The organism is Sphingobacterium sp. Ag1, from assembly GCF_000988325.1.
Classification (GTDB): Bacteria; Bacteroidota; Bacteroidia; order Sphingobacteriales; family Sphingobacteriaceae; genus Sphingobacterium.
This window is the reverse complement of sequence record NZ_LBGU01000031.1, coordinates 1-23,215: the sequence shown is the minus strand read 5'-3', so window position 1 is coordinate 23,215 and position 23,215 is coordinate 1. Positions and strand designations below refer to the sequence as shown.

The window sequence follows — 23,215 nt, the reverse complement described above, 5'->3', positions numbered from 1 at the left end:
AGGCGTTTTTTTTATATTTTCGAAAATCAATATTGCTATAAAACAAAAAGGCCAATTATCGCTTTTATTAATCTAGTTCAATAAAATTTCTTATTGCACGATGTAACTTTACATCAGTTAAGAAAATAAAAATATCAGCTATGGAAAATAAAATATTAGGACTACATCACATTACTGCGATAGCCGACAATGCAAAGCGAAATCTTGATTTTTATACGAAAGTACTGGGTGTACGCCTTGTCAAAAAAACAGTTAATTTCGACGACCCAGGGACCTATCACTTCTATTTCGGTAATGAACAGGGCGAACCTGGAACGATTCTTACATTTTTCCCTTGGGAAGGTATCGGAAAGGGTACGCCGGGAGCGGGAATGGCGACTCATATTGGCTATGCCGTACCTCAGGGGAGTTTGGATTTCTGGAAAAATCGCTTAGCGGAACATCAGATTAGTTTACAGGAAAATGAGATTTTTGGAGAGAAGCTGATTTCATTTCATGATCCCGATGGATTACAACTTCAGTTTATTGAAACTAACGACCCTAGAAAGGCATGGACAACGACCGACGTCAATGCGGAACATGCACTAAAAGGATTCCATAATGTCACGCTTTCATTAAAAGAAGCAGATCCAACTATACGCGTATTGACCGATATTTTAGGTTATTCGTTTCATCAGCAGGATGACAACCGCTATAGATTAACAACTGACAGCATTGAAACCGCAAACATTGTCGACATAATAGCGGATAAAAATCTGCCCTATGGCAAAAATGCGGCTGGCACAAACCATCATATCGCATTCCGGGTAAAGGATGACAATGTATTGATGGAGTATCGCGAAAAGGTGCTTTCGGCAGGGCTGAATATCACAGAAAAAATAAATAGAGATTACTTTTTCTCACTCTATTTTCGTGAACCTGGTGGTGTCTTATTTGAAATCGCGACAGACAATCCCGGATTTACAGTAGACGAGCCGCTATCCAGTTTAGGGTCGGCACTGAAATTGCCAAAGCAATATGAAAGCTATCGTTCGCAGATTGAGCAAACATTGCCAAAAATCAATTAATTAAAGTATAAAAACATCATTATTCAAACGAGGAAATTATGGAAAGAACTGAAATTGTATTAGACAAAAATCAACGTGGAGAGCTCCAATTATTCTCCGACGACCACAAAGCAGGTTTAATGAGCATCGCTATCATCGACGGTAATTTGGTTGTTTATCATACGGAGGTAGATGAAGCTTATGAAGGCCGGGGTTTTGCAAAAATACTCCTCGAGAAATTGGTCTCTCATGCGCGCGAAAACAACATGAAAATTGTTCCTTTATGTCCTTATGTAAATGCGCAGTTTCATCGCCATCCAGAGCTCTATCAGGACGTGTGGTTTAAAAAAACGGTATAAATTACCATACATGAAAGGATAAAATGAGTCATTCAATCAATATTAAAACGGCTGGGCAAAATTTAGAACAGGCAAAAAAAGCGATTATCATGATCCATGGTCGTGGAGGAAGTGCAGAAGACATCCTTGGTATGTCATCCTATCTTCATGTCGATAATTTCGCACTACTTGCACCGCAGGCAGAACATCACAGTTGGTACCCCTATTCTTTTATTGCTCCCGTACAAGAGAATGAACCCTGGTTGAGTTCGGCAATTGATCTGATCGATCATACGGTTAAACGAGCTTTAGACCATGGGATTCCCACCGAAAACATCTATTTTTTTGGTTTTTCTCAGGGAGCCTGCTTAACACTGGAATACCTTGCGCGGCATGCACAACGCTATGGTGGCGCTATAGCAATTATTGGCGGAGTAATCGGTGAAGAAATTAACAGAGATAATTACAAGGGTGACTTCGCACAAACACCTATTTTTATTGGCACTAGCGATCCTGATTTCCATGTTCCTCTTGAACGGGTTGAAGCTACAGTATCCATCTTGGAAAACATGAATGCTAATGTAAAGCTCATGGTATATCAAAACGCAGGCCACTCCATCAATCGCGAGGAGATCGATCTTGCAAATGAATTTGTTCTTTAAGAAATAAAGCAATGATTCATTGGTAAAGAGTGATCCATTGGTTGTTGATTAAAATGATTAATCAACAACCAATTTTAATGCATTATACTTTTGGGTATTTATAACCGTTGTGATAAACCGAAGCTAAGTATTTATTTGTTTTCTGATCAGTAAAATGCTGTTTATCTTTATCCCAGTAGAGTTTTTGTGCAGTTCTGAACGCAATATTTCCGAGCTGAGAAAAGATGGCAATATGCGCACCTACTTCAATTGGTGCATGAAGTATTTCTGGATTACGTTCGCGAATGGCCGCTACAAAATTTTCCATATGCTTATCCAACCCATTATCTAAAGAAGGTTGGATAGCGACCGCCTCCATCCTTCCTTTTTCTGGAATGACCTCCCAGCCCGATCTATTCAACACCAGCGTACCATTGTTACCAATAAATGCGACACCATGATTACGGTTATAAGGCCCGAGATCAATCCCCTTGGCGTGCTCCCATTGAATATTGAAGCCATCAAACTCATACACGGCAGTCATCGTATCGGGCGTTTGGCCGGCGTCGTCCGGGAACGCAAACTTACCTCCTGAGGCCATGATGGATTTTGGATCGGAAACTTTCATCCCCAGTAAAGCATAATCCAACATATGCACGCCCCAATCGGTCATCAAACCACCCGCATAGTCCCAAAACCATCGAAAATTAAAATGGAATCGATTCGAATTAAATGGTCTTTTTTGTGCTGGGCCTAGCCATTCCGTATAATGTACACCTGCGGGAACCGGTTCGTCTTGGACAACGGGGATAGCACTTTTCCACCCTTGATAAGACCAAGCTTTCACCAATCTTATTTTGCCCAATTTACCCGAATGAACAAAATCAATGGCATCCCGGAAATGTTGCTGACTCCGTTGCCATTGTCCGACTTGTACAATAGCCTTATTCTTTTTTGCTGCCTGAACCATTAATTGACATTCAAGAATGGAGTTACCAATGGGTTTTTCGACATACACATGCTTTCCAGCATTTACGGCATCGATCATTTGCAGGCAATGCCAATGATCTGGAGTGGCAATAATGACCGCATCCACAACCGCGCTATTCAGCATCTTCTTATAATCTACAAATGTTTCGACATGTATATTTCTTTTTTGAAGTTCTTCGGCTCTCTTTTTAAGAATATTTTCATCCACATCACAAAGAGCCGTGCACACCAAGCCATCATTCTTTAACAACGCATTCAAATCAGACCAGCCCATACCATTTACACCAATTAATCCAACCCGGATGGATTGATCTAAAAAGGTTGAACCTTTCGCATTTAAAAAAAATGTTGAAGCAGCTAAAACAGTAGACGTTTTGATAAAATCTTTTCTATTCATTGGATATTGGTTTAAGTTTTGTTTTTAACGGATATCATCTAAATATCAGATACGAATGGACTACATATGCTTGGATGAATGCCATTTAACAAGAATTACGTTCTTTATTATTAAAAACAAATTGCTTCGATGAAAATACAAAAATGAATTTAGGTGCTCGCAAAAAGCATTGTAAAATATATATCGACAATTGTTACGGAACCTTATGGACAAAACAAAAATGGTCGAGTTAGAGTCACTCGACCATACATCTACCTATGAAAAACATGCCCTTGGGAGGGGCAGTTGAAGTTAATACAAATTTCACGAAGAACAAACATTTTAAAAAAAATATTTATCTAAATAATTAATAATACCATTTACAACAATATCATGAATTGACCATGTTACATTGGTTGGGAGGATTGTGTTTTATTAGACATTTATGTTCGATAAATTCCTTCCGCTAGCGCTGGCTCAATCAACATCTCCTTCAAAAAATAGGCTCAGCTACACAACACATTTTATAATTCATTAAAAAAAATAAAGGAATAATCATTTATTATGCCTACCTTGCCGCACTTAATTAAAAATAATGAATACAGGTAAAATTAAATTTTTCAATGAAACTAAAGGTTTTGGTTTTATTACACCAGAGGATGGTAGTGCAGATGTTTTCGTACACGTTTCTGCGCTTAAAAACCAAGTATCTGAAGGCGACGTTGTTACTTATGATGTAGAAAGAACTCCAAAGGGGATCAGCGCTACAAATGTAAAATTGGCGTAATCCAAAAAATACACTTTCTTGTTAATGGGGTAATTCTTAATGACTTATCCCATTTCTTTTTCCTATTCTTCCTTTACAATTTTTCGGCAATCTTTTACTTTTCCGTTGAAGACTTTTAGTTTTCAATAAAAAGTATGAAAAGGATTCTCAAAGGTTTTATTTAAGACAAATTCGAACATACTATTTATGGAATTTAAACAACTCAGTTTAATCGCTCCGCTTTTAAAAGCAATAACAGAAACAGGCTACACACATCCTACTGCAATTCAACAAAAAGCTATTCCAATTGTATTGCAAGGCAACGATCTTATTGGTTGTGCCCAAACAGGAACCGGTAAAACGGCCGCTTTTGCACTTCCACTTTTACAACGTCTTGAAGAGACGAAGACATCAGGAAAACTCGTGCCGATTAGGGCTTTGATTCTTACGCCAACACGTGAATTAGCCATTCAGATTGGTGACAATATAAACCTATACCGGAAATATCTAAAACTAAACTATTGTACTATTTTCGGTGGTGTAAGCCAAGAAAAGCAAGTCAAAGAAATTAAAAAGGGTGTTGATATTCTTGTAGCTACCCCAGGTCGCTTACTTGATTTAATGAATCAAAAAATAGTCTCTCTAGATAAAATCGAGATCTTGATATTGGACGAAGCGGACAATATGCTGGACATGGGCTTTATTCATGACATCAAAAAGATCCTGACCAAAGTCCCGTCAAAAAGACAAACATTATTTTTCTCGGCAACGATGCCGCCCAATATCCGTAAATTTGCACAGGGCATATTACATAAACCTATTGAAGTGGATGTTACTCCTGTAAGCTCAACAGCTGAGAAAGTAAATCAATCTGTATTTTTTGTTGAAAAGAAAGATAAGATCAAATTATTGACCAGCATATTAAAAAAGCTAAAGCACGAGCGCACTATCGTCTTCTCGCGAACAAAACACGGAGCAGATAAAATCGTTAAGTTGCTTGCAAAAAATGGTTTAAGAGCAGCAGCCATTCACGGAAATAAATCTCAAAATGCAAGACAAAAAGCTTTAGGTGAATTTAAGGACAGCCATCTTAAAATTTTGATCGCTACCGATATTGCTGCAAGAGGAATTGATATCGAACAACTACCACTTGTAATTAACTATGATCTCCCTAACGTACCGGAAACCTATGTTCATCGCATCGGAAGAACGGGAAGAGCTGGTCAGGAAGGAAAAGCGATTTCTTTTTGCGATGTAGAAGAAAGACCATATTTAGCTGATATTGAAAAATTAATCGGATTAAAAATCAAGATAGAAAAGATCAATAAATAGATTTTTAGAACACCTTAATTAAAAGCCCCTGGATTAGTAGATCTAGGGGCTTTTAATTTTATTTACGGTTTGCGATCTGCCATCAACAGGGTCGATGGCGTGAAAGGAAGCCAATGTACTTTTTTATTGACAATTTTGTTCCAGCTGGGAAGGCTGATCAACATTAAGTCTTGTTCCTGCCAGGTCTCACGGTTTAACTCTTTTTCAGTTATTGTAAGGTGGTTTGGAACAAGCTGTTCCAATTGCCTTAATTTCTCCTTGAAGCTTTCATTGGTTTTCAGCACTTGGTTGAGATCCCACACGATGACTTGAGCATCTGAATGCTGAATCAGGCGTTTTATCATCTCATATAGAAATTCATCGTTTTTTAAGACAACAGGGACAACCACACGCTTTGCCTTTAGAAAATTTTTATCGATTAAGATACCTACTTGTGCATTTACTTTAGCATTGATTTGCTGATTTCGATCGAAAGTCATGAAAGGAGACTCTGCATTTGTAACCGTATGGAATAACTTCTCGGGATTCACAATCCGGGTAGTAAAGTCTAAAAAACGCCCCAGTAAGCTTCCCTCATAAATTGATTCACTGACACCCAACAATAATAAGTCCTGATTGCGCTCATTGGAAGTTTGAACAATCTCGCTGTCAATATCACTGGAGATTTTAAAAATTGTCTGGATCGGTTGCTCAAGCTGCATCGCCACCTGTTTAATTTCACGGAAACTATCCAGCTCCTGGATTTCCACTTCATAATGATGTAATTCGTTGGCAGGCTCAATATGTAATGCCGTAATTTCAGCGTTCTTTTTTGATTTCAACGTTAAAGCATCGGCCAGATATAATAGTGAAATCCCCGTGTTACTTTTCGCAAAAGACAGTAGAATCTTAAATTTTGATTTATCATAGAAATCTTCCTGTAGTGAATTTTTCTTAGGTCGATAGAGGAAATTGATTAAATCTAAGGATGGTCCCGTCATAAAAGTAGTGACCAACGCCATTACAACCATCATCGAAAATAATTCAGCACTTAAAACGCCAAGATCGTATCCAATATTGAGGACGATAAGTTCCATTAATCCCCGCGTGTTCATTAAGGCACCAATACTCAAACTATCTTTCCAGCTTTGACCAACAAAGCGCGCCGCTAACGTACTACCTGCAAATTTACCAATAACCGCAACCAAAATAATCCCAATGGTAATCATCCATAACTGAGGGTCATTAAGCAGACCGATCTGCGTGCGGAGACCTGTAAAGACAAAGAATAAAGGTAATAGTAATAAGGTTGAAACATCTTCGATTTTTTCGATAAATGCTGTCCGGAATCGACTCCCTTCGGGCATAATAGCTCCGGCCATAAATGCTCCAAAAAGTGCATGGATTCCGATTACTTCGGTCGCATAAGCCGACAATAACAGCACAATAAAGAAAATAGCAACAACAGGCTTACTTAGTGCTTCTTTACTACCTTTTACCTCTCCAACGCGCATCAAAAATGGACGAACGATCTTAATCATGATGAGCACATAGGCAACAGCCAGCCCGATGGTATATAATGCACTAGCGAAATCACCCGCTTTGACAATTGCTATCACGACAGCCAGAATACACCAAGCTGTAATATCGTCTGCAGCAGCGCAGGTAATCGCCATTGCACCTAACTTACTTTTTTGCAATCCCCTTTCTTGTATAATTCGAGCAAGAACAGGAAACGCTGTTATACTCATGGAAATACCAATAAACAAGCTATAAGATAGAAACTCTACATTTGCGGGTGGATGGAATAGGTATAAAAAATAAGCCAGTGAAATTCCCAACGTAAATGGGATCACAATGCTTGCATGAGAAATGACAACAGCATCATGCGCTTTATTTCGCAGCACATTCAGATCCAGCTCCATGCCAATGATAAACATAAATAAGATTAGCCCAATTTGACTCAGAAACTGCAAGTTACTAAGCGATTCTACAGGAAAAAGTGTATGCGAAAATTCGGGAAAATGGAGTCCCAGCAACGATGGCCCCAATATGATACCGGCGAGCATCTCTCCTATGACGACAGGCTGCTTAATCTTTATGCAAATCCAGCCCATGATACGTGCAGCGACAATAATTGTCACGATTTGTGCCAGTAATATGGCTAGCGGATGTTGCAGGCTATGGATTAAGGTTGATGTAAAATCGTTCCAGGCACCTTGACTTGTTTTCTCCCCGCGCAGCAACTCTGGAGCCTCCAGCTGTGTCCCCAAATGAATCACCCAATACATCACACCGAGTAATGTACCAACTAAAACTACATAGAAAATTGTATTCCTATATTTCCTCATTTTCAATAGCAATTAAAATAAATATAATGACAATAGCATACTAAGTCTCGACCGATATTCCCTAAACAAGTGGTTTTTCAAATACGGTCCCAACAAAAATATAATTCTGTTGTAGTTTTAATGCCTTTCAGCAGGTAGGTCTAAGAAAATATGTAATGAACCAAAAGAATTTTGTAATCAACTGAATTTCTCGAAAAACATTTTCTTGTACGATTCGCCCAAATTAAAAAGAAGGGGTAGATCTTGATCGTCCAACAAAGTGCTTGTAATTTCATCAGCCGAAAAAAATTTGACGATCTTGGCTGCAATGATCTCTTTTTTATTGATACGGATAAAATCCTGTTCAGGCAAGATCTCCAGCAGCTTATCAAAGCTTATATTTTTCAATAAAATAAACGAGCCATCCGCCAAATAAACTGTTTTATCCCGGCTGTCTACTTCAGCTATTTGAACATAGTTAATCTGTTCGAAATACAATACTGTTTTTCCTTTATTCGTATTAAATTGCGCAAAAGAGATAGTTTCAGATCGCTTGCTGATTAATTGCTCGACCTTCATAATGGCTTGTTGAAGACGCTGTAAGGATAGTGGTTTACGCATATAATCTACTGCATTGATGTCAAACGCATCGCTCGCATATTGTTTATATGCAGTAGAAAAGACAATTGGATAGTTTTTTAGCTCGTTGGCTATGTCAAATCCGTTAAATTCTGGCATTTCAATATCCAGAATGCAAAAATCAAAAGTCAGTTTGCGGTATTCCTTCAATAATGAAGCTGGGTCATTAAAAGTTTTAACCACCTCCAAGCCAGGGATCTGCTCACAGAGCATTTTCAAAAATCTCAAGCTTGGTATTTCATCATCCAAAAGAATACATTTCAAATTTCTTTCAATCGACATACAATCTGATTTGAAGATGGGCAGTATAGACATCATTTTCTACAAATCGGCGTAGTTGATGTCTACCTGGATAATACAATAAGAGACGCTCTTCCAAAGTTTTGCTACCTATCCCACTTTTAGACTTTTGCAGCGGTGAACGTTTTGATATTCGATTGCTTACAACTAATTCGAATAGACCATTCTTAAAGGTCAACAGGATAGCGATAAAAGAATCCGGACCGTGGAAATCTGCATGCTTAAACGCATTTTCAATTAAATCCACCGACATCAGCGGGACTAATGACGGCATGTTCAACATGGAGTCATTTAGTTCATCAATGTCAAAGTTAACACGGATATCAAATAAAGGGCTCAGTTTTACCTTGTTTATTTCAATGAGATTGCGGGCAAATTCAATTTCAGCCTTCGGTGAAACGAGTTCATCTTCGCTTTCGTACAAAACGTAGTCTAATACCATGGCTAACTTATCCATCGTGTAATAGGTTTGATAAGCATGAGAAAGTATTCCGTTCAACGAATTTTTAAGCAAATGTGGATTTAATTGAGCCCGATGGAAATGTGCTATCTTTTGATTGTCCATACGATTAAAAAGCTCCTTTTGTTGTCTATTCTCTATCTCAAGTCTCCGGTATTTTTGTCTTAACAATAGATACAAACCCAATATTAAAACAACAATTGTCAGCAATAATAGAATAATAATATTCGAGATCTCAGTCGTCATGTTCATCCAAACTTAGTTAAAATTTCATTATGAACGAAAAACAGCCTCCAGAAAATCCGGCCGACCAGCCCCTTTATCCGTTTACGATAAAATGAAATTTGAGTGCTTCTAAACAAAATATAGCACTGTAAAATTCACATGTATTTATTACAAAAATTAACAGTTTCATTACAATTTAGTCATTTTAAAGCATTAATTTAAGATTATTATCCTTATATTGATACTATTGTAATTAGCCGATCAAATGATTGTCTACGCTATTTTGGTTAAACCCGCCTGATTTTTTATCCGGCTTAATATGAAACACGATGGAAAAACTCATTTTCGAAACTAATGCACAACATCCCAGTCTTGTAGATAAAATCAAACAAGCTGTTGAAAAATTGAATGGCATCCACGAATGGAAGATCGACTTGGATTCTATTTACAATCTGTTAACCATAGAAGGCATTCGATTAAACCCGACGGAAATCGAGTCGGAGCTTGCGCTCCATGGCGTCGAAGCAAGTCGTCTATATGAAGAGTAGACAAACGACTTGATAGCAAATAAAATAAGTTTCTTGGAAGCTTAATGGTTAATAACAACCGAATTCAATAAAACTGAACTTCTTCCAGCATAAGAGTACCTTAATCTTATGCTGGAAGAAGCATCAAATTTTTTTAATAATCATGGCAGAGGCACCACCGCCACCATTACATATCGCTGCCAGTCCTAATGATCCCCCCTCCTGTCTTAAGATGCTGCTCAGTGTTACTACAATTCTAGCTCCCGAACATCCCAATGGATGCCCCAAAGATACCGCTCCTCCATAGACGTTTACTTTGTTCAAGGGTAAGCCTAAAATTTGTGCATTTGCCAAAGCGACAACAGAAAAGGCTTCATTAAATTCGAAATAATCAATATCATCAATGGTAAGGCCTGCTTTTTTTAATACTTTATTTGTGGCAACACTAGGCGTTGTCGTAAACCATTCTGGCGCTTGTTCAGCATCAGCATAAGCAATAATCTCGGCTAAGGGGACAAGTCCAAGTTCTTCCAATTTTTCACCAGACATGAGCAGTACCGCAGCAGCTCCATCACTTATCGTCGATGCGTTCGCAGCCGTTACAGTGCCCTCTTTTTTGAAAGCAGGCCTCAGCTCAGGTATCTTGTCAAAATTGACCTGAGAAAACTCTTCATCCCGCGAAACAAGCACCTCTCCTTTTCGACTCTGCACCGTTATAGGTTGGACTTCGCTCAAAAACTTATTTTTTTGCCAAGCATCGAGGCTTCTTTTATAGGAACTTATTGCATAACTATCCTGTTCTTTACGACCAATATGATATTTTTCGGCGCATAGTTCTGCGAAGACTCCCATGGCATCATTTGAATAGGCATCACTTAAGCCATCGCGTTGCAAGCCATCACTCAGGCCTTGAGCGCCAAACTTCGCGCCCCAGCGCATAGCATCCGCATAGTAAGGCACCCTGCTCATGCTTTCCATCCCCCCTGCGATCACAACATCTGCATCTCCCAACAGAATACTCTGCGCAGCAACAGCGATTGCTTTCATCCCACTTGCACATACTTTATTGATGGTTGTTGCAGTTGTATGATCTGATAAACCGGCGAAACGGGCAACCTGTCGAGCCGGTGCTTGTCCTAAATCAGCTTGCAAAACAGCACCGATAATAATCTCGTCGACTAGATCACTGGCAATTCCAGCTTCATCAACAACCGCCCGGACAGCGCAAGCGGCAAGCTTTGGGGCTGAAATCGAGGATAGCGCCCCACCAAAGCTTCCTATTGGTGTACGTTTCGCTGCAACGATAAATACGCTCTTTGACATGATATAAAAAAGTTTATAATTGTTGTGCTCAAAATTTTAAAGGCTTGTCACTAGCATATGCCCAACAGCCTTTCTACTATTAAAGATAGAAAATATAACAGATACCCCACAACAAGTCGGGTTTTATTTTTTTTGCTAAAACAGAATAAATAGAAAAAAAATAACGCAAAAACATCCCTACTTAATCTATTGAACGAAAAATAAAGAATAAAAATTTGTAAAAAGCCAAGGCTTTTCGTTAAATTCGTTTAGGTAACATCCTACTAGACGGGCATTCAAAAGGCCGCCTTACATCAGATAACCAGAAGCAAGATAAACGATTATGCAGACAATCCGGTTTACAGCTGAACATCAGATTTTTCGCGATACACTTCGCGCGTTTATTCGAAAAGAAATTACACCTTACATCGATGATTGGGAAAAACAGGGGGAGATCGACCGGAAAGTGTGGAAGAAAATGGGTGATATGGGATTTATGGGGCTCAATTATCCAGAAGTGTATGGCGGACTAGAACTCGATTTTTATTATTCCTTGATACTCTGCGAAGAATTGTCGCATTGTTTTTCTGGCGGATTTACCATTTCCGCGCTTGTCATTCAGTTTATGTCGGCTCCATACCTACTGAAATATGGATCTGAAGATCTGAAAGCACGCTATCTTAAACCGGTTATTGCTGGTGATATGATCAGCGCTGTTGCTATTACTGAACCCGGGGCTGGTTCTGACGTAAAGCAGATCAAAACAACAGCTGTCCGCGATGGAGATTTTTATATTGTGAACGGATCTAAAACATTTATCACCAACGGTTACTACGGTGATTTCTTCATTACAGCAGTCAAAACTGCTCCTGACCAAGGAACAAAAGGAATAAGCTTGTTAATTATAGACAGAAATGCAAGCGGAGTCTCTTCAAGCAAAATCAATAAATTAGGTTGGCACGCCTCAGACACTGCCGAACTAGGGTTTAATAATGTGCGAGTCCCTATTTCTCACCTCGTCGGCATTGCCGGAGAAGGATTTCGCTATTTAATGGATGGACTTCAGTTGGAAAGGCTTACCGCAGCTGTTCATAGCCTCGCTACCGCAGAATCCGCATTTCAGTATACGCTTGATTATATCGCACAACGGGAAGCCTTTGGAAAAAAAATCCAGGAATTTCAAACCATACGGCACCGGATCGCACAAATGGCAGCCAATATTGCTACCACGAAAGCCTTTGTCCACCATTGTTGTGATCTCCAGGACCAAAACGAATATGCAGTCCAAGAATGTTCCATAGCGAAACTACAGGCAAGTGAGCTCGCCGTCAATGTCGTGAACCAATGTCTCCAATTATTTGGCGGTTATGGCTTTACAGAAGATTATAAAATTGCACGTTTATATCGCGATGTCCGTGTCGGCACCATTATCGGAGGAACCTCAGAAATCATGCTCGAAATTATTGCGAAAATGACAATAGATCATGTGACTTATCAATCCGGAAAGTCCAAACAATAGAAAGCTTTTAAAAATCAGGACCAAGTACAATGGATGAAAATAAATCTTATATAACCCACACTCTCTTCCGTGTAGAACAGGATAGTCATCATATCATTACAATCCACCCTATATCCACAGCAGCTCCCGAGCAGTTGGATATGATAGACTATCTCACACAATTTGTCGATTTGGTTACGTTCGTTCTCGAACGGGAAGATACGATAGGTGTCGTATACAGCTGTCCGATTCAAGACGAAAAAATTGATTATGCGCAATTATTTGAGCAGTTTTCTTCAAGCCATTCGAGCCCTTCGGACTTATACAAGCTTACATCAAAAGTTTTACGTTGGGAAACGTTTAAAAAGCCAATTGTCTCTCTTTTCACTAACAATTGTACTGCGATTGCCCTAGCGACTATGCTATGGTCTAATTGTCGTATCGCCTCCGAAAAACTTCAGTTTGGCTTTCCGGAAAGTAGGTATGGTTTGTTTACGGCTTTTGGTGCAACGATCTATTTGCCAGCATTGATAGGTACTGAAAATGCACTAAGTCTGCTGACACAAAGCAAACTTGTGAGCAGTGAAGAAGCACATCAACTTGGGTTAATCAATAAATTGGCGAAGAAGCCGGACGATTGCCTATCTTTAGCAAAAAACTGGATTCTTCATCCTCCCAGCATTGATGCCAACCAACACACAAAACAAATGGACGAACTGCCCCCCGAAGCAATTCTCGCTATCCAAAAAAAAGCACGCGGCTTATACCCCGGTACAAATGCAGTTATTGAATTATTACAAAAAAAACAATTATCTACACCGTTTGAGGCCGCCGAGCAGGAAGCAAACCTGTACCTGCACGTATTGAATCGTCCCGAGCCACTCAGCATGGTCCGTACACTCCATTATGGTGTCCAATTGGCGAAATCACCCAAAAGTATAAACCATTTTGAGGATTATAGCCTAAAAAAAATAGGCATTCTGGGTGCTGGAATGATGGGGTCGGGGATTGCTTATGAGGCGGCCCGGGCGGGAATAAAAGTTGCTTTAAAAGACGTTACACTTTCCCAAGCCCAACGCGGCAAAGCTTATGCTAAGCAGGTTTGTGAAAAATCACTGGCTTTAGGAACCATGACCGCATCCCAAGGGGAGCAATTGCTTGCACGCATAAAACCAACGGAACAAGTCGGTGATCTGAATGGATCTGACTGTATTATTGAAGCTGTATTTGAAGATTTCCACCTAAAAGCTGATGTCACACAAGAAAGCTTACCCTATTTAAGTGAAAATGGGTTCTTCGCGACAAATACGACATCATTGCCCATTACGGAGCTTGCGAAAGCAAGCACCGAACCTAAGAGTTTTATCGGCATGCATTTCTTTTCTCCTGTTGACCGCATGCCTCTTGTCGAAATCATCTGTGGTAAACAAACCGCGCAAAAAACGTTGGAGAAAGCACTCGCCACAGCTTTACGCCTCAATAAAATTCCGATAGTCGTACAAGACGGTCCAGGTTTTTTCACCTCGCGTATTTTCTTCAACTATATACTGGAGGGTATTACAATGGTATTGGAAGGAATCTCTCCAACTCTTATTGAAGAGGAAGCGATAGCTGCAGGTTTTGCCGTAGGTCCCTTAGCGGTATTAGACGAAATCTCCTTGGAGCTAATGCTCCATGTATATGATCAACTTCCACAACTACATGCCAGCCAAAAGCGCGCATACAATTACCTCAAAGGTATGGTGGATCAAGGAAGAAAAGGAAAAAAATCAGGCGCCGGATTCTACGATTATGACACTGAAACCAAAAAGAAGAAAATTTGGAAAAACCCTATAATTGCATCTGTAAAGGAAAATATAACAGCTACAATTATCCGTAAGCGTTTATTGCATGTTATGGCATTGGATAGTTACCGATGCCTCGCAGAAGGTGTACTTCATCAACCCATCGATGGCGATATTGGTTCCATCTTAGGGGTTGGTTATGCAAGCCATACCGGGGGGGTATTCGGTCACATCGATCTCACAACACTTCCTCTATTCGTTTCGGAATGTCAACTATTTCAGCCCTACGGTGAACAATGGGATATTCCAGCATCTTTAAGAGAGCTGGCAGATAAAGATTTCAGATTTTATAATGGTTTCGACTCAAACTGGTCTTAAAACCGACCTGTGCTCAACTGCAGAAGTTGTCTAGCACCTATTAAATGCTACCCCAATAGATAACTATTAAAGAGTTAAAAAACTACAAAACAGAGGATTACATCTTTAAAACTAAATATTCTATATAACTTCGTAATGATGTCATAAAGTAATAAACAAAAGCTAGGGCGACAAATAGGGGGAATCGCCCTAGCTATATCATTAGCGCACAAACAAATCCATGAGACGCGAAACATCCTGTTCGAGGAAAGTATCGTAGTCCAAGGTAGCTGCAAGTATTTCCTTTTGCTGTTTTTCAGAAAATACCCGAGCAAGATTTGTTTTGTATTTTTCGATTAACTTAGGTATTCCTTCTGCCCTCCTTCTTGGATGACCTATTGGGTATTCGACAACTACCTCAGGCAATAAGGTTCCATCAGTCAATTCAATGGTCAAAGCATTTGATATCGCCCGCTTCTGTGGATCGTGATAATCAAGGGTGAATTGAGTATCTTCGATACAATAAATTTTATCGCGCAGTGCGTCAATTCTTGGATCAGAAGCGATATGATTTTCATAATCTTCAGCTGTCAGACGTCCAAAGATCAGCGGCACAGCAACCATATACTGAATACAGTGATCACGGTCTGCAGGGTTGTGCAAAGGCCCCTTTTTATCGATAATCCGGATAGCCGCTTCATGTGTACGAATGGTAACACGGGCAATATCCGAAGTACTTTTTCCGAATTCCTTCAATTGCTGATGAAGTAACATTGCTGCTTCGGCTGCAGTCTGTGCATGGAACTCAGCAGGAAAAGAAATCTTAAAAAGAATATTCTCCATCACATATGATCCGTAAGCACGTTGAAATTTAAATGCACTTCCTTTAAAGGATACATCGTAGAATCCCCAGATTGGAGCTGTCAAAACAGATGGATAGCCCATCTCTCCTGTTTTTGCGATCATGGCCAGTCGAACAGCACGTGAAGTTGCATCTCCGGCTGCCCATGATTTTCGGCTACCTGTATTTGGTGCATGCCGATAAGTGCGTAAAGCTTGTCCATCGACAAAAGCCAAAGAAACCGCGTTGAGCAATTCCTCTCTTGTGAGACCAAGGAGCCTACCTACCACCGCTGTTGAAGCAACCTTAACCAAAATAACATGGTCCAAACCCACTTTATTGAATGAGTTTTCAAGCGCCAAAACACCTTGTATCTCATGAGCCATAATCATTGCCTCGAGCACCACTTTAGTTTTCAATGGTTTTTGACCATTCGCAATATTGGTTCGGCTCAACCAATCTGCGACAGCTAAAATTCCCCCTAAATTATCGGATGGATGGCCCCATTCTGCAGCTAGCCAGGTATCATTAAAATCCAGCCATCGAATAATCGTGCCGATATTGAATGCAGCCTGAATGGGATCCAATTGAAAATTTGTACCCGGTACCCTTGCGCCATTCGGTACAACGGTCCCTGCCACAACTGGCCCCAACAATTTAGTACAGGCAGGATAAGTCAATGCTTCCAAGCCGCAGCCGACGGTATCGAGAAAACAGTAAAATGCTGTATTCCAAGCGACTTTTTCCTCAATTTTATAACTTAGGACATAGTCCACAATGTCCACTAAAACCTGATCCGGTTGTGGTCTTTCATTTGATATTGCTGAACTCATTCGTGTATTTCGTATAAGACTGTCGTTCTATTTATTAATATAAATCTTTTTTTCTGAGCTAAGTTCTCTCTCAAAGCCCTATGTTCAAAAGCACCTTTTAAAGCCTTTTTCCGATCCAAATTTACCGTTCGGAAAGAGGTACAAAAGGCCTGTCATCTGGACCAATGTAGTTTGCGCTCGGCCGGATAATTTTCCCATCTTGGCGCTGCTCGAAGACATGTGCCGACCAGCCTGTTATACGTGAGAGGACAAATAAGGGCGTAAACATCTCCGTAGGAATCCCCATAATGTGATAGGAGACGGCGGAGTACCAATCCAGGTTCGGAAACATTTTCTTTTCTTCCCACATAACTTTTTCCAAACGCTCCGCGATCAGGTAGAGTGTCATGTCTCCTGCTTCTTCCGACAGCTCTCTCGCAACTTGTTTTATCACTTGATTTCTTGGATCCGAGATCGTATACACCGGATGACCAAATCCAATAATGACTTCTTTATTTGCCAATCGTCTTCGGATATCCTCTTCCGCCTCATCAGCATTTGCATAACGACTCTGAATTTCGAAAGCGACCTCATTGGCTCCGCCATGCTTAGGTCCACGTAGTGCACCTATTGCCCCTGCTATACAGGAATACATATCTGATCCCGTTCCTGCAATTACCCGAGCGGTGAATGTGGATGCGTTGAATTCATGCTCCGCATATAAATTAAGTGAAATTTGCATCGCTCTTACCCAAGACGGCGATGGGACTTTTCCGTGCAGGAGATGTAAAAAATGTCCGCCTAAAGTGGAGTCCGAGGTCTCAACCTGCACCTCACGTCCATGCTGACTAAAGTGATACCAGTACAACAGTGCTGAAGCCATCGATGCCATCAGACGAGTTGCAATATCCCGTGCACCAGCAATGGGATGACTATCCTTTTCTGGCGATACACTACCGAAAAACGAAACATAAGTCCGTAAAACATCCATGGCATGTGCTGTAGACGGCAACTGCTTGAGGACCTGTTGAACAGTAATAGGTAGGCCACGTTGACTGATCAATTGACTTTGATAAGTGACGAGCTGTGCCTGTGTTGGTAGACTTCCATAAATAAGTAAATAAGCAACCTCTTCAAAACTTGCCTGATGTGCCAAATCTAAAATATCATAACCCCTATAATGCAGATCATTACCACTTTTTCCGACAGTACTCAAAGCCGTATTACCTGCTGTTACACCGGAGAGTGCTACACTTTTTTTAGGCTTAAAACCTGTGCTGTTTGTCTCTTCCATCTGAATATAATTATTTGTTAAACAATTGATCCAATCGATTTTCATAGGCATAATAATCGATACTTCTGTATAACTCCTCTCTCGTCTGCATATCGTCGATCACATTCAGCTGCCCCCCATCTTCCCGAATGTGACGATAAACTGTTGTAGCTGCTTTATTAGCTGCACGGAAGGCAGATAGCGGATAAAGGACAATAGAAACATCCGCTTGACGCAGTTCATCCAGGCCAAACAACGGTGTTTGGCCAAATTCGGTGATATTCGCCAAAATCGGAAGACCTGTTGCCGCACTAAATTGAACGTATTGCTCCAAATGATGCACCGCCTCGGCAAAAATAAAATCCGCTCCAGCTTCTTTATAAGCCACAGCCCTCTCCAAAGCAAGCTCAAGGCCTTCGGAAGCCAGTGCATCTGTACGTGCACCAATGGCAAAATGCTGATCCGTACGTGCATCAACCGCTGCTTTCAGACGGTCAACCATTTCAGCCCGGGAGACAAGCTCTTTCCCAGGCCGATGCCCACAACGCTTAGCCCCCACCTGATCCTCCATATGAACCGCCGCCGCGCCCACTTTAATTAAAGACTTTATTGCACGGGCCACATTGAACGCCGAAGGACCAAAGCCAGTGTCAATATCCACCAGCAAAGGAAGTTTACACACATTTGTAATGCGATCCACATCAATCAAAACATCCTGAAGTGTTGTAATCCCAAGATCTGGAATCCCAAGAGAACCTGCTGCAACACCGCCTCCAGAAAGATAAATAGCTTTAAAACCAGCCTGTTCAGCCAAAAGAGCATGATTGGCATTGATCGCTCCAACAATTTGTAATGGTTTTTCATTCTTGATCGCTTCCTTAAAAAGGAAGCCCGAGGATTTTATCATAATATCGAATTTGAAATTCCATGCCCTATAACCTCCTTTAGATACAGGCTACCGCGGCTACTTAAGTTTACTTAGTCTGAAGGGATTCTTTTGCGGCCCTTCCTCTTAAAGATACTAATTATCACCGCAATAAAACAAATTATTTTCTACATAAAAGGTCAATGACAGAAGAAAATACGGCAATACCTTTGACAACCGTATAGGCTTTGTTGTAAAAGAGAATACAACAGCAATCAAAAAGCCCCAACTTTTTGGAATTGTTTTTTTTCTAATACTACAATCCATTATTAAACGAGTTAACCGTACAAGAAACCCTTGCCAAAATACTAGCAAGGGTTTTCGCTTCAGTAAAACAGTAAAAATAACTTACTTTTCAACAAACTTTTGTCCATGAAAGACGCGTTTCGCCTGTCCCCGTGACACCTCGATTTGATCTTTCCATTTTTGTACTTTGGTCGCGTTTAATGTGGCCTGCCCTAAATCCCGAAGACGTGCAGCCAGGCGCAGCATTGCGATCTCCTTATTCTGCAATTGCGATCTCGTGTCCATCACCTGAACACTTACCCCTGTCGGTGCATGCGTAGCTCTGACGCCAGAACTTACTTTATTGACATGCTGCCCACCTGCGCCGCTACTCCGCATTGTTTGGAAATATACATCCTTCAAATCCAACAGCTTTTCCTTTTCCCCAGGATGGTACATTTTAACTTCGACAAACCAATTCTTCCGTTTGTGTAAAGGACGAAAGGGGCTTTTACACACCCAACAGATTGTGCCAATCCAATGATCAATCAATTGATCTATATCTTTTCCGCTCAATCTGACGATTAACGAACAAGGAAGTCCATCAATGTCTTCTCTTTCTATTTCCTTAATTTCTGCGCCAACTTTACGGCTTTCAATAGAGAGTCTATCGAAGACTAACCTGACAGCCATATTACATTCCTTAGGACCTCGTCCCGAAGAAACCTGTAAATACCTTTCTTCCATCACCTTTATTTGTCCATACGCACAATCTTCGGACTAAACGTTCCGAGAACATTCACCAGTTCCTCCTGCAATTTCATCACCCGATGAATATCTTTATAAGCACGTGGCGACTCATCCAACGCGCCCCCGATCAACTCCACACCACATGCTTCCAGATCTTTCAACATGGCGCTTTTTGTTAAATTATTTTTGCAGGCAGATCTCGACATGACACGCCCAGCTCCATGGGATGCCGACTGTAAACTTAAGGGGTTTCCCCTCCCTTCAACAATGAACCCCGGTGCTGTCATCGAGCCGGGAATCACCCCCAACACACCCTTTCCAGCAGGAGTTGCTCCCTTCCTATGAACGATACATTCCTCACCATTCACGAATTCCTTCCATGCGAAATTATGATGATTTTCGATCGTTACCACGGGGTTACCTCCAAGTGCTTTAGCCAAACGTCGGTGGATATCCGTATGACAGGCCTGGGCATAGTCCCCTGCCAAATTCATTGCCATCCAATATTCTTGTCCTTCTTGGGTTGCTAAATCCAACCAGGCCAAATGCTGCACATGACGAGGTAATGGACATAATTGGGCAGCCAGACTCGTATAATGTTTAGCGATATGTGCTCCCAGGCCGCGAGAACCACTATGGGATAAAATCCCCAAATACTGCCCTGGATCCATCCCCCATTCGTTCCGCACGGTATGAAGCTCAACAATGCCCATTTCGACAAAATGATTTCCGCTGCCAGAAGTCCCGAATTGCCTATAAGCTTTCCCCAGCAGGGATTTTAACAGCGGTATTTCCTGAAATTCCGTCCGGCTGAAAATGACGTGATCAGACTTCTCACGATGCGTGTCGGTTAAACCAAATTTGGTATTTTCCTTCAATATATTTCTCAGTTGAAATTCTCGTCCTTTAAAATAACTGCCAGGTAAATCGAATATCGACAGGCTCATCCGGCAACCGATATCCACCCCCACACCATAGGGTAAAACGGCATTTTCTGTAGCCAGCACCCCACCGATGGGAAGCCCATAACCTGTATGTGCATCTGGCATCAATGCACCTCGCCTTGAAATAGGCAAACGCAATGCATCGTACAATTGTCTTTTCGCCTGCTCATCAATTTCATTTTCACCAAATATATTAAATGGAGCACCATGCGAGCGCAGCTCCCGGACACGTATTTCTATGGGCTGCACCAGCCCTTCAGAAAGCTTTCCCCATATTTTATGCTCCATAAATCGCTCCGGAGCTTCTAACAGCTCAGCAAGTTCAAGAAGAATGGTTTCTTTATTCTCCTTCTTTCGATACCTTGTAATCAGTCCTAAAGCTGTGTTAACTATATTATTTTGTGGAAAACCTATTTTTATTAAGTCTTTTCCAGATAGTTTACTTCCCATTTTTTTATAAAAAACATACATAATTAGCCCCCAATTCCATCGTGGAAATCGGCAGCCTTTTTGAAAAAATTTCGGGAATATTCTTTTAGAGATAACGAATCTATTAAACAAACGCTCTTCATTATGCACAGTTGATTACTGCGAAAGAGCGGATTGCAAACACCTTTTCAGAAAGCCATATGCCCCTAAAGAGTCTAAGTTATATGAATAGAAACGAAAATCCGGAAAAATAAAAAGCCCGAATGAACTTCGGCTTTTTCATCTGTATTAATTGGTTTTCCAAAAGAAGTGAAGCGATCCGATTATTCATTCCGACGGATTGAACAAACGCGATGTGCTCCAATTTTGAAGAATGTCTTAAATATGACAAAAAGCACGAAGATTGCTTTCAGCAAATCCATTTGCCTTAAAAGCTTGCGGTGTTATAATCTTGGCGACCAACATATCTCTTCGTGTTTAATTGTTAAAATACTATTATTGACAGCAAAGATAAATAAGTTTTATTTAAACTTTTCATATTTGCGAAAATTTAATTCGGGTTAAATGGAAGTGGATCCTTTAGCACAAATTTAAAGTCGCGTGTATTCCCGCCTCTGGTTACGCGGAAACGCATTTCCTTTCCCTCTTCTGATTTAAAAAGATTGTGGATCGACTCCAGGGAAAATGAAGATGCAGGTCTACCATTAATCCTTACGACCTTATCTCCGGGCATTAGTCCTGCGATTGCTGCAGGCGAACCATCACGAACCGTCGCAATTTTGTACATATTCCGTAGTACAAAGCGATACTGCACGCTGTTGCCCAATCTTACCTCTGTACCGCCATCTTTTTGCAGCACCACGGGTATTTCTTCTTTTTCGTATTTAATGCCATCGTGGATAATTTCTAAGCCACTCATATTCAAATAATAAAAGCGATCAAAATCTTTATTCTTATGAAGATACATGGACTTGTTGGGGTAATCGAATACGACCTTAAATCGACGTAACAACTCATTTCCAATGGACCCTACCCTTTCGCTCACAAATGTTGCATGCTGTAACGAACTCAATTCGGGATAGGCTACGAGAGGATAATCCATTGTAAACGGCCCAAGTTCGAGCGATCGGATTCGATTTCTTTTACCGTAAATCTCACCGTTAAACCCTTGCCCTATGTAGTCATCAATAAATGGTGGCTTAATATCAAAATTATTTAGCTTGGAAGGAATAAGCATTAAGGCATCGCTATTTCCCATATCGATCAATACACGACCATCAATAGCCACATCGCCCTGTTTAAAAGCGACCGAAGTATAGGGACGACTGTTTAAAATATCCAAGGGCAAACGCTGCATCTTCTCAAGCCCCTTAGGCTTGTTCGCCCGAGGATATAAGGTGATGCGATGTTTTTGAAAATCCATTTCGATCAATTGGTTTTCAAAGAAACGACTACCCATAATTCCATTCACTTCCACGCCTATCCGGGTAGAAATATCAATATGAGCATTTTGAAGAATATAGATCGGTTGATCTAAATCTTCATATACGCCTGCAATATTCACGTGATTGCTGACGGATAAATAGCCGTCCAACCCCTCTTCCCGACCCAAGCCCTGAAACTTGTTAACAAAAACAGCGCTATCAATTGATTTTAATGTTTCCCCAAATATCATGGTTTCTTTAACACCTGTATCCAACAGGAAGTTCATCATATATCCGTTTACCTGCACAGGTATAATGACTAGGTTATGGACAAAAAGAAAAGGAAATTTAACATTCTTTTTCTCGTTTAAGACAAAGCCCACTTGTCCCTGCGTCATGAAAAAACACAACAGTGCCAGCGATAAAAAAACTGTTTTCATCCAAGTTTATATTTGGTATTTCCAATTTAAACAAGATTATTCAGATTAACGAAAGTTTATAAAAAAAAGCTGATATTGTGTATTGCCAAATTTGACGGTAGTCGATTTACCCTTTTTATTACACCACATACAACGGCCGCCTTTTTGTGATATAAGTATTGCTCCTTTCATTTTTCTCTTTTCATTTTTAACAGTAGCAAATTCGGATCAAAGAGCAATCGTATTAACTCTTTAGACACTGCTTGTTCAGTGCTTGTTCAGT

General features: G+C 40.5%; 19 protein-coding genes. 8 read left to right on the top strand and 11 right to left on the bottom strand.

Going from position 1 to position 23,215, the window contains the following annotated elements:
* Window positions 1-140 precede the first annotated feature (140 nt).
* From AAW12_RS07255 to AAW12_RS07245, 3 genes are read left to right on the top strand one after another with little or no spacing between them, the layout of a single operon-like run.
* On the top strand, window positions 141-1,067 hold the full coding sequence (locus tag AAW12_RS07255; RefSeq protein WP_046672948.1) for a ring-cleaving dioxygenase: 927 nt from the start codon (window positions 141-143) through the stop codon (window positions 1,065-1,067).
* 38 nt (window positions 1,068-1,105) lie between these two features.
* Window positions 1,106-1,405 carry a GNAT family N-acetyltransferase gene (locus AAW12_RS07250; protein ID WP_046672947.1) on the top strand — a complete coding sequence of 100 codons (300 nt, stop codon included), beginning with the start codon at window positions 1,106-1,108 and terminating at the stop codon, window positions 1,403-1,405.
* A 23-nt stretch (window positions 1,406-1,428) separates the two neighbouring features.
* Window positions 1,429-2,046 carry an alpha/beta hydrolase gene (locus tag AAW12_RS07245; protein ID WP_046672946.1) on the top strand — a complete coding sequence of 206 codons (618 nt, stop codon included), beginning with the start codon at window positions 1,429-1,431 and terminating at the stop codon, window positions 2,044-2,046.
* Between the two features lie 82 nt (window positions 2,047-2,128).
* Here AAW12_RS07245 and AAW12_RS07240 read toward each other — a convergent pair whose 3' ends face one another.
* Window positions 2,129-3,412 carry a Gfo/Idh/MocA family protein gene (locus AAW12_RS07240; RefSeq protein ID WP_046672945.1) on the bottom strand — a complete coding sequence of 428 codons (1,284 nt, stop codon included), beginning with the start codon at window positions 3,410-3,412 and terminating at the stop codon, window positions 2,129-2,131.
* A 574-nt stretch (window positions 3,413-3,986) separates the two neighbouring features.
* Between AAW12_RS07240 and AAW12_RS07235 the strand changes: the two genes are divergently transcribed.
* Together AAW12_RS07235 and AAW12_RS07230 are read left to right on the top strand one after the other, a co-directional pair.
* Complete coding sequence (locus tag AAW12_RS07235) at window positions 3,987-4,178, top strand: cold-shock protein (RefSeq protein WP_046672944.1); 192 nt, start codon at window positions 3,987-3,989, stop codon at window positions 4,176-4,178.
* A gap of 186 nt (window positions 4,179-4,364) precedes the next feature.
* On the top strand, window positions 4,365-5,489 hold the full coding sequence (locus AAW12_RS07230; RefSeq protein WP_046672943.1) for a DEAD/DEAH box helicase: 1,125 nt from the start codon (window positions 4,365-4,367) through the stop codon (window positions 5,487-5,489).
* A 62-nt stretch (window positions 5,490-5,551) separates the two neighbouring features.
* Here AAW12_RS07230 and AAW12_RS07225 read toward each other — a convergent pair whose 3' ends face one another.
* From AAW12_RS07225 to AAW12_RS07215, 3 genes are all read right to left on the bottom strand, one after another.
* Window positions 5,552-7,819 carry a cation:proton antiporter gene (locus AAW12_RS07225; RefSeq protein ID WP_046672942.1) on the bottom strand — a complete coding sequence of 756 codons (2,268 nt, stop codon included), beginning with the start codon at window positions 7,817-7,819 and terminating at the stop codon, window positions 5,552-5,554.
* 177 nt (window positions 7,820-7,996) lie between these two features.
* Window positions 7,997-8,719 (bottom strand): LytR/AlgR family response regulator transcription factor, encoded by a 723-nt coding sequence (locus AAW12_RS07220; RefSeq protein WP_046672941.1) that lies wholly within the window; start codon window positions 8,717-8,719, stop codon window positions 7,997-7,999.
* Window positions 8,709-9,449, bottom strand: a complete 741-nt coding sequence (locus AAW12_RS07215; protein ID WP_046672940.1) for a histidine kinase — start codon at window positions 9,447-9,449, stop codon at window positions 8,709-8,711. The genes AAW12_RS07220 and AAW12_RS07215 overlap by 11 nt, the downstream gene beginning before the upstream one ends.
* 302 nt (window positions 9,450-9,751) lie before the next feature.
* Here AAW12_RS07215 and AAW12_RS07210 point away from each other — a divergent pair, with 302 nt between their 5' ends.
* Window positions 9,752-9,970, top strand: a complete 219-nt coding sequence (locus tag AAW12_RS07210; RefSeq protein WP_046672939.1) for a hypothetical protein — start codon at window positions 9,752-9,754, stop codon at window positions 9,968-9,970.
* 123 nt (window positions 9,971-10,093) lie between these two features.
* Here the strand turns inward: AAW12_RS07210 and AAW12_RS07205 are convergent, their stop codons facing one another.
* The gene (locus AAW12_RS07205; protein WP_046672938.1) at window positions 10,094-11,272 is read right to left on the bottom strand and encodes a thiolase family protein; all 1,179 of its coding nucleotides are present in this window, start codon (window positions 11,270-11,272) and stop codon (window positions 10,094-10,096) included.
* Window positions 11,273-11,594: 322 nt separating this feature from the next.
* On the opposite strand from AAW12_RS07205, the gene AAW12_RS07200 reads away from it, so the two are divergent.
* Window positions 11,595-12,770 carry an acyl-CoA dehydrogenase family protein gene (locus AAW12_RS07200; RefSeq protein ID WP_046672937.1) on the top strand — a complete coding sequence of 392 codons (1,176 nt, stop codon included), beginning with the start codon at window positions 11,595-11,597 and terminating at the stop codon, window positions 12,768-12,770.
* A 29-nt stretch (window positions 12,771-12,799) separates the two neighbouring features.
* Complete coding sequence (locus tag AAW12_RS07195; protein ID WP_046672936.1) at window positions 12,800-14,911, top strand: 3-hydroxyacyl-CoA dehydrogenase NAD-binding domain-containing protein; 2,112 nt, start codon at window positions 12,800-12,802, stop codon at window positions 14,909-14,911.
* Between the two features lie 201 nt (window positions 14,912-15,112).
* Here AAW12_RS07195 and AAW12_RS07190 read toward each other — a convergent pair whose 3' ends face one another.
* The 6 genes from AAW12_RS07190 to AAW12_RS07165 all read right to left on the bottom strand — a co-directional run bounded on the left by AAW12_RS07190 (window position 15,113) and on the right by AAW12_RS07165 (window position 22,953).
* Entirely contained in the window at window positions 15,113-16,564 is a 1,452-nt protein-coding gene (locus tag AAW12_RS07190) for a bifunctional 2-methylcitrate dehydratase/aconitate hydratase (protein ID WP_046672935.1), read from the bottom strand.
* 121 nt (window positions 16,565-16,685) lie between these two features.
* On the bottom strand, window positions 16,686-17,837 hold the full coding sequence (gene prpC / locus AAW12_RS07185) for a 2-methylcitrate synthase (protein ID WP_046673026.1): 1,152 nt from the start codon (window positions 17,835-17,837) through the stop codon (window positions 16,686-16,688).
* Between the two features lie 10 nt (window positions 17,838-17,847).
* Window positions 17,848-18,723 carry a methylisocitrate lyase gene (gene prpB, locus AAW12_RS07180; RefSeq protein ID WP_046672934.1) on the bottom strand — a complete coding sequence of 292 codons (876 nt, stop codon included), beginning with the start codon at window positions 18,721-18,723 and terminating at the stop codon, window positions 17,848-17,850.
* Between the two features lie 366 nt (window positions 18,724-19,089).
* Window positions 19,090-19,713, bottom strand: a complete 624-nt coding sequence (gene prfH / locus AAW12_RS07175; protein WP_046672933.1) for a peptide chain release factor H — start codon at window positions 19,711-19,713, stop codon at window positions 19,090-19,092.
* Between the two features lie 5 nt (window positions 19,714-19,718).
* The gene (locus tag AAW12_RS07170) at window positions 19,719-21,110 is read right to left on the bottom strand and encodes an RtcB family protein (RefSeq protein WP_046673025.1); all 1,392 of its coding nucleotides are present in this window, start codon (window positions 21,108-21,110) and stop codon (window positions 19,719-19,721) included.
* 529 nt (window positions 21,111-21,639) lie between these two features.
* Window positions 21,640-22,953 (bottom strand): PDZ domain-containing protein, encoded by a 1,314-nt coding sequence (locus tag AAW12_RS07165; protein ID WP_084823099.1) that lies wholly within the window; start codon window positions 22,951-22,953, stop codon window positions 21,640-21,642.
* Window positions 22,954-23,215: the final 262 nt, after the last annotated feature.

Coding starts and splice junctions, on each gene's coding strand:
- AAW12_RS07255 (WP_046672948.1), top strand. CDS start 141: ATGGAAAATAAAATATTAGGACTACATCACATTACTGCGATAGCCGAC.
- AAW12_RS07250 (WP_046672947.1), top strand. CDS start 1,106: ATGGAAAGAACTGAAATTGTATTAGACAAAAATCAACGTGGAGAGCTC.
- AAW12_RS07245 (WP_046672946.1), top strand. CDS start 1,429: ATGAGTCATTCAATCAATATTAAAACGGCTGGGCAAAATTTAGAACAG.
- AAW12_RS07240 (WP_046672945.1), bottom strand. CDS start 3,412: ATGAATAGAAAAGATTTTATCAAAACGTCTACTGTTTTAGCTGCTTCA.
- AAW12_RS07235 (WP_046672944.1), top strand. CDS start 3,987: ATGAATACAGGTAAAATTAAATTTTTCAATGAAACTAAAGGTTTTGGT.
- AAW12_RS07230 (WP_046672943.1), top strand. CDS start 4,365: ATGGAATTTAAACAACTCAGTTTAATCGCTCCGCTTTTAAAAGCAATA.
- AAW12_RS07225 (WP_046672942.1), bottom strand. CDS start 7,819: ATGAGGAAATATAGGAATACAATTTTCTATGTAGTTTTAGTTGGTACA.
- AAW12_RS07220 (WP_046672941.1), bottom strand. CDS start 8,719: ATGTCGATTGAAAGAAATTTGAAATGTATTCTTTTGGATGATGAAATA.
- AAW12_RS07215 (WP_046672940.1), bottom strand. CDS start 9,449: ATGAACATGACGACTGAGATCTCGAATATTATTATTCTATTATTGCTG.
- AAW12_RS07210 (WP_046672939.1), top strand. CDS start 9,752: ATGGAAAAACTCATTTTCGAAACTAATGCACAACATCCCAGTCTTGTA.
- AAW12_RS07205 (WP_046672938.1), bottom strand. CDS start 11,272: ATGTCAAAGAGCGTATTTATCGTTGCAGCGAAACGTACACCAATAGGA.
- AAW12_RS07200 (WP_046672937.1), top strand. CDS start 11,595: ATGCAGACAATCCGGTTTACAGCTGAACATCAGATTTTTCGCGATACA.
- AAW12_RS07195 (WP_046672936.1), top strand. CDS start 12,800: ATGGATGAAAATAAATCTTATATAACCCACACTCTCTTCCGTGTAGAA.
- AAW12_RS07190 (WP_046672935.1), bottom strand. CDS start 16,564: ATGAGTTCAGCAATATCAAATGAAAGACCACAACCGGATCAGGTTTTA.
- prpC (WP_046673026.1), bottom strand. CDS start 17,837: ATGGAAGAGACAAACAGCACAGGTTTTAAGCCTAAAAAAAGTGTAGCA.
- prpB (WP_046672934.1), bottom strand. CDS start 18,723: ATGATAAAATCCTCGGGCTTCCTTTTTAAGGAAGCGATCAAGAATGAA.
- prfH (WP_046672933.1), bottom strand. CDS start 19,713: ATGGAAGAAAGGTATTTACAGGTTTCTTCGGGACGAGGTCCTAAGGAA.
- AAW12_RS07170 (WP_046673025.1), bottom strand. CDS start 21,110: ATGGGAAGTAAACTATCTGGAAAAGACTTAATAAAAATAGGTTTTCCA.
- AAW12_RS07165 (WP_084823099.1), bottom strand. CDS start 22,953: ATGAAAACAGTTTTTTTATCGCTGGCACTGTTGTGTTTTTTCATGACG.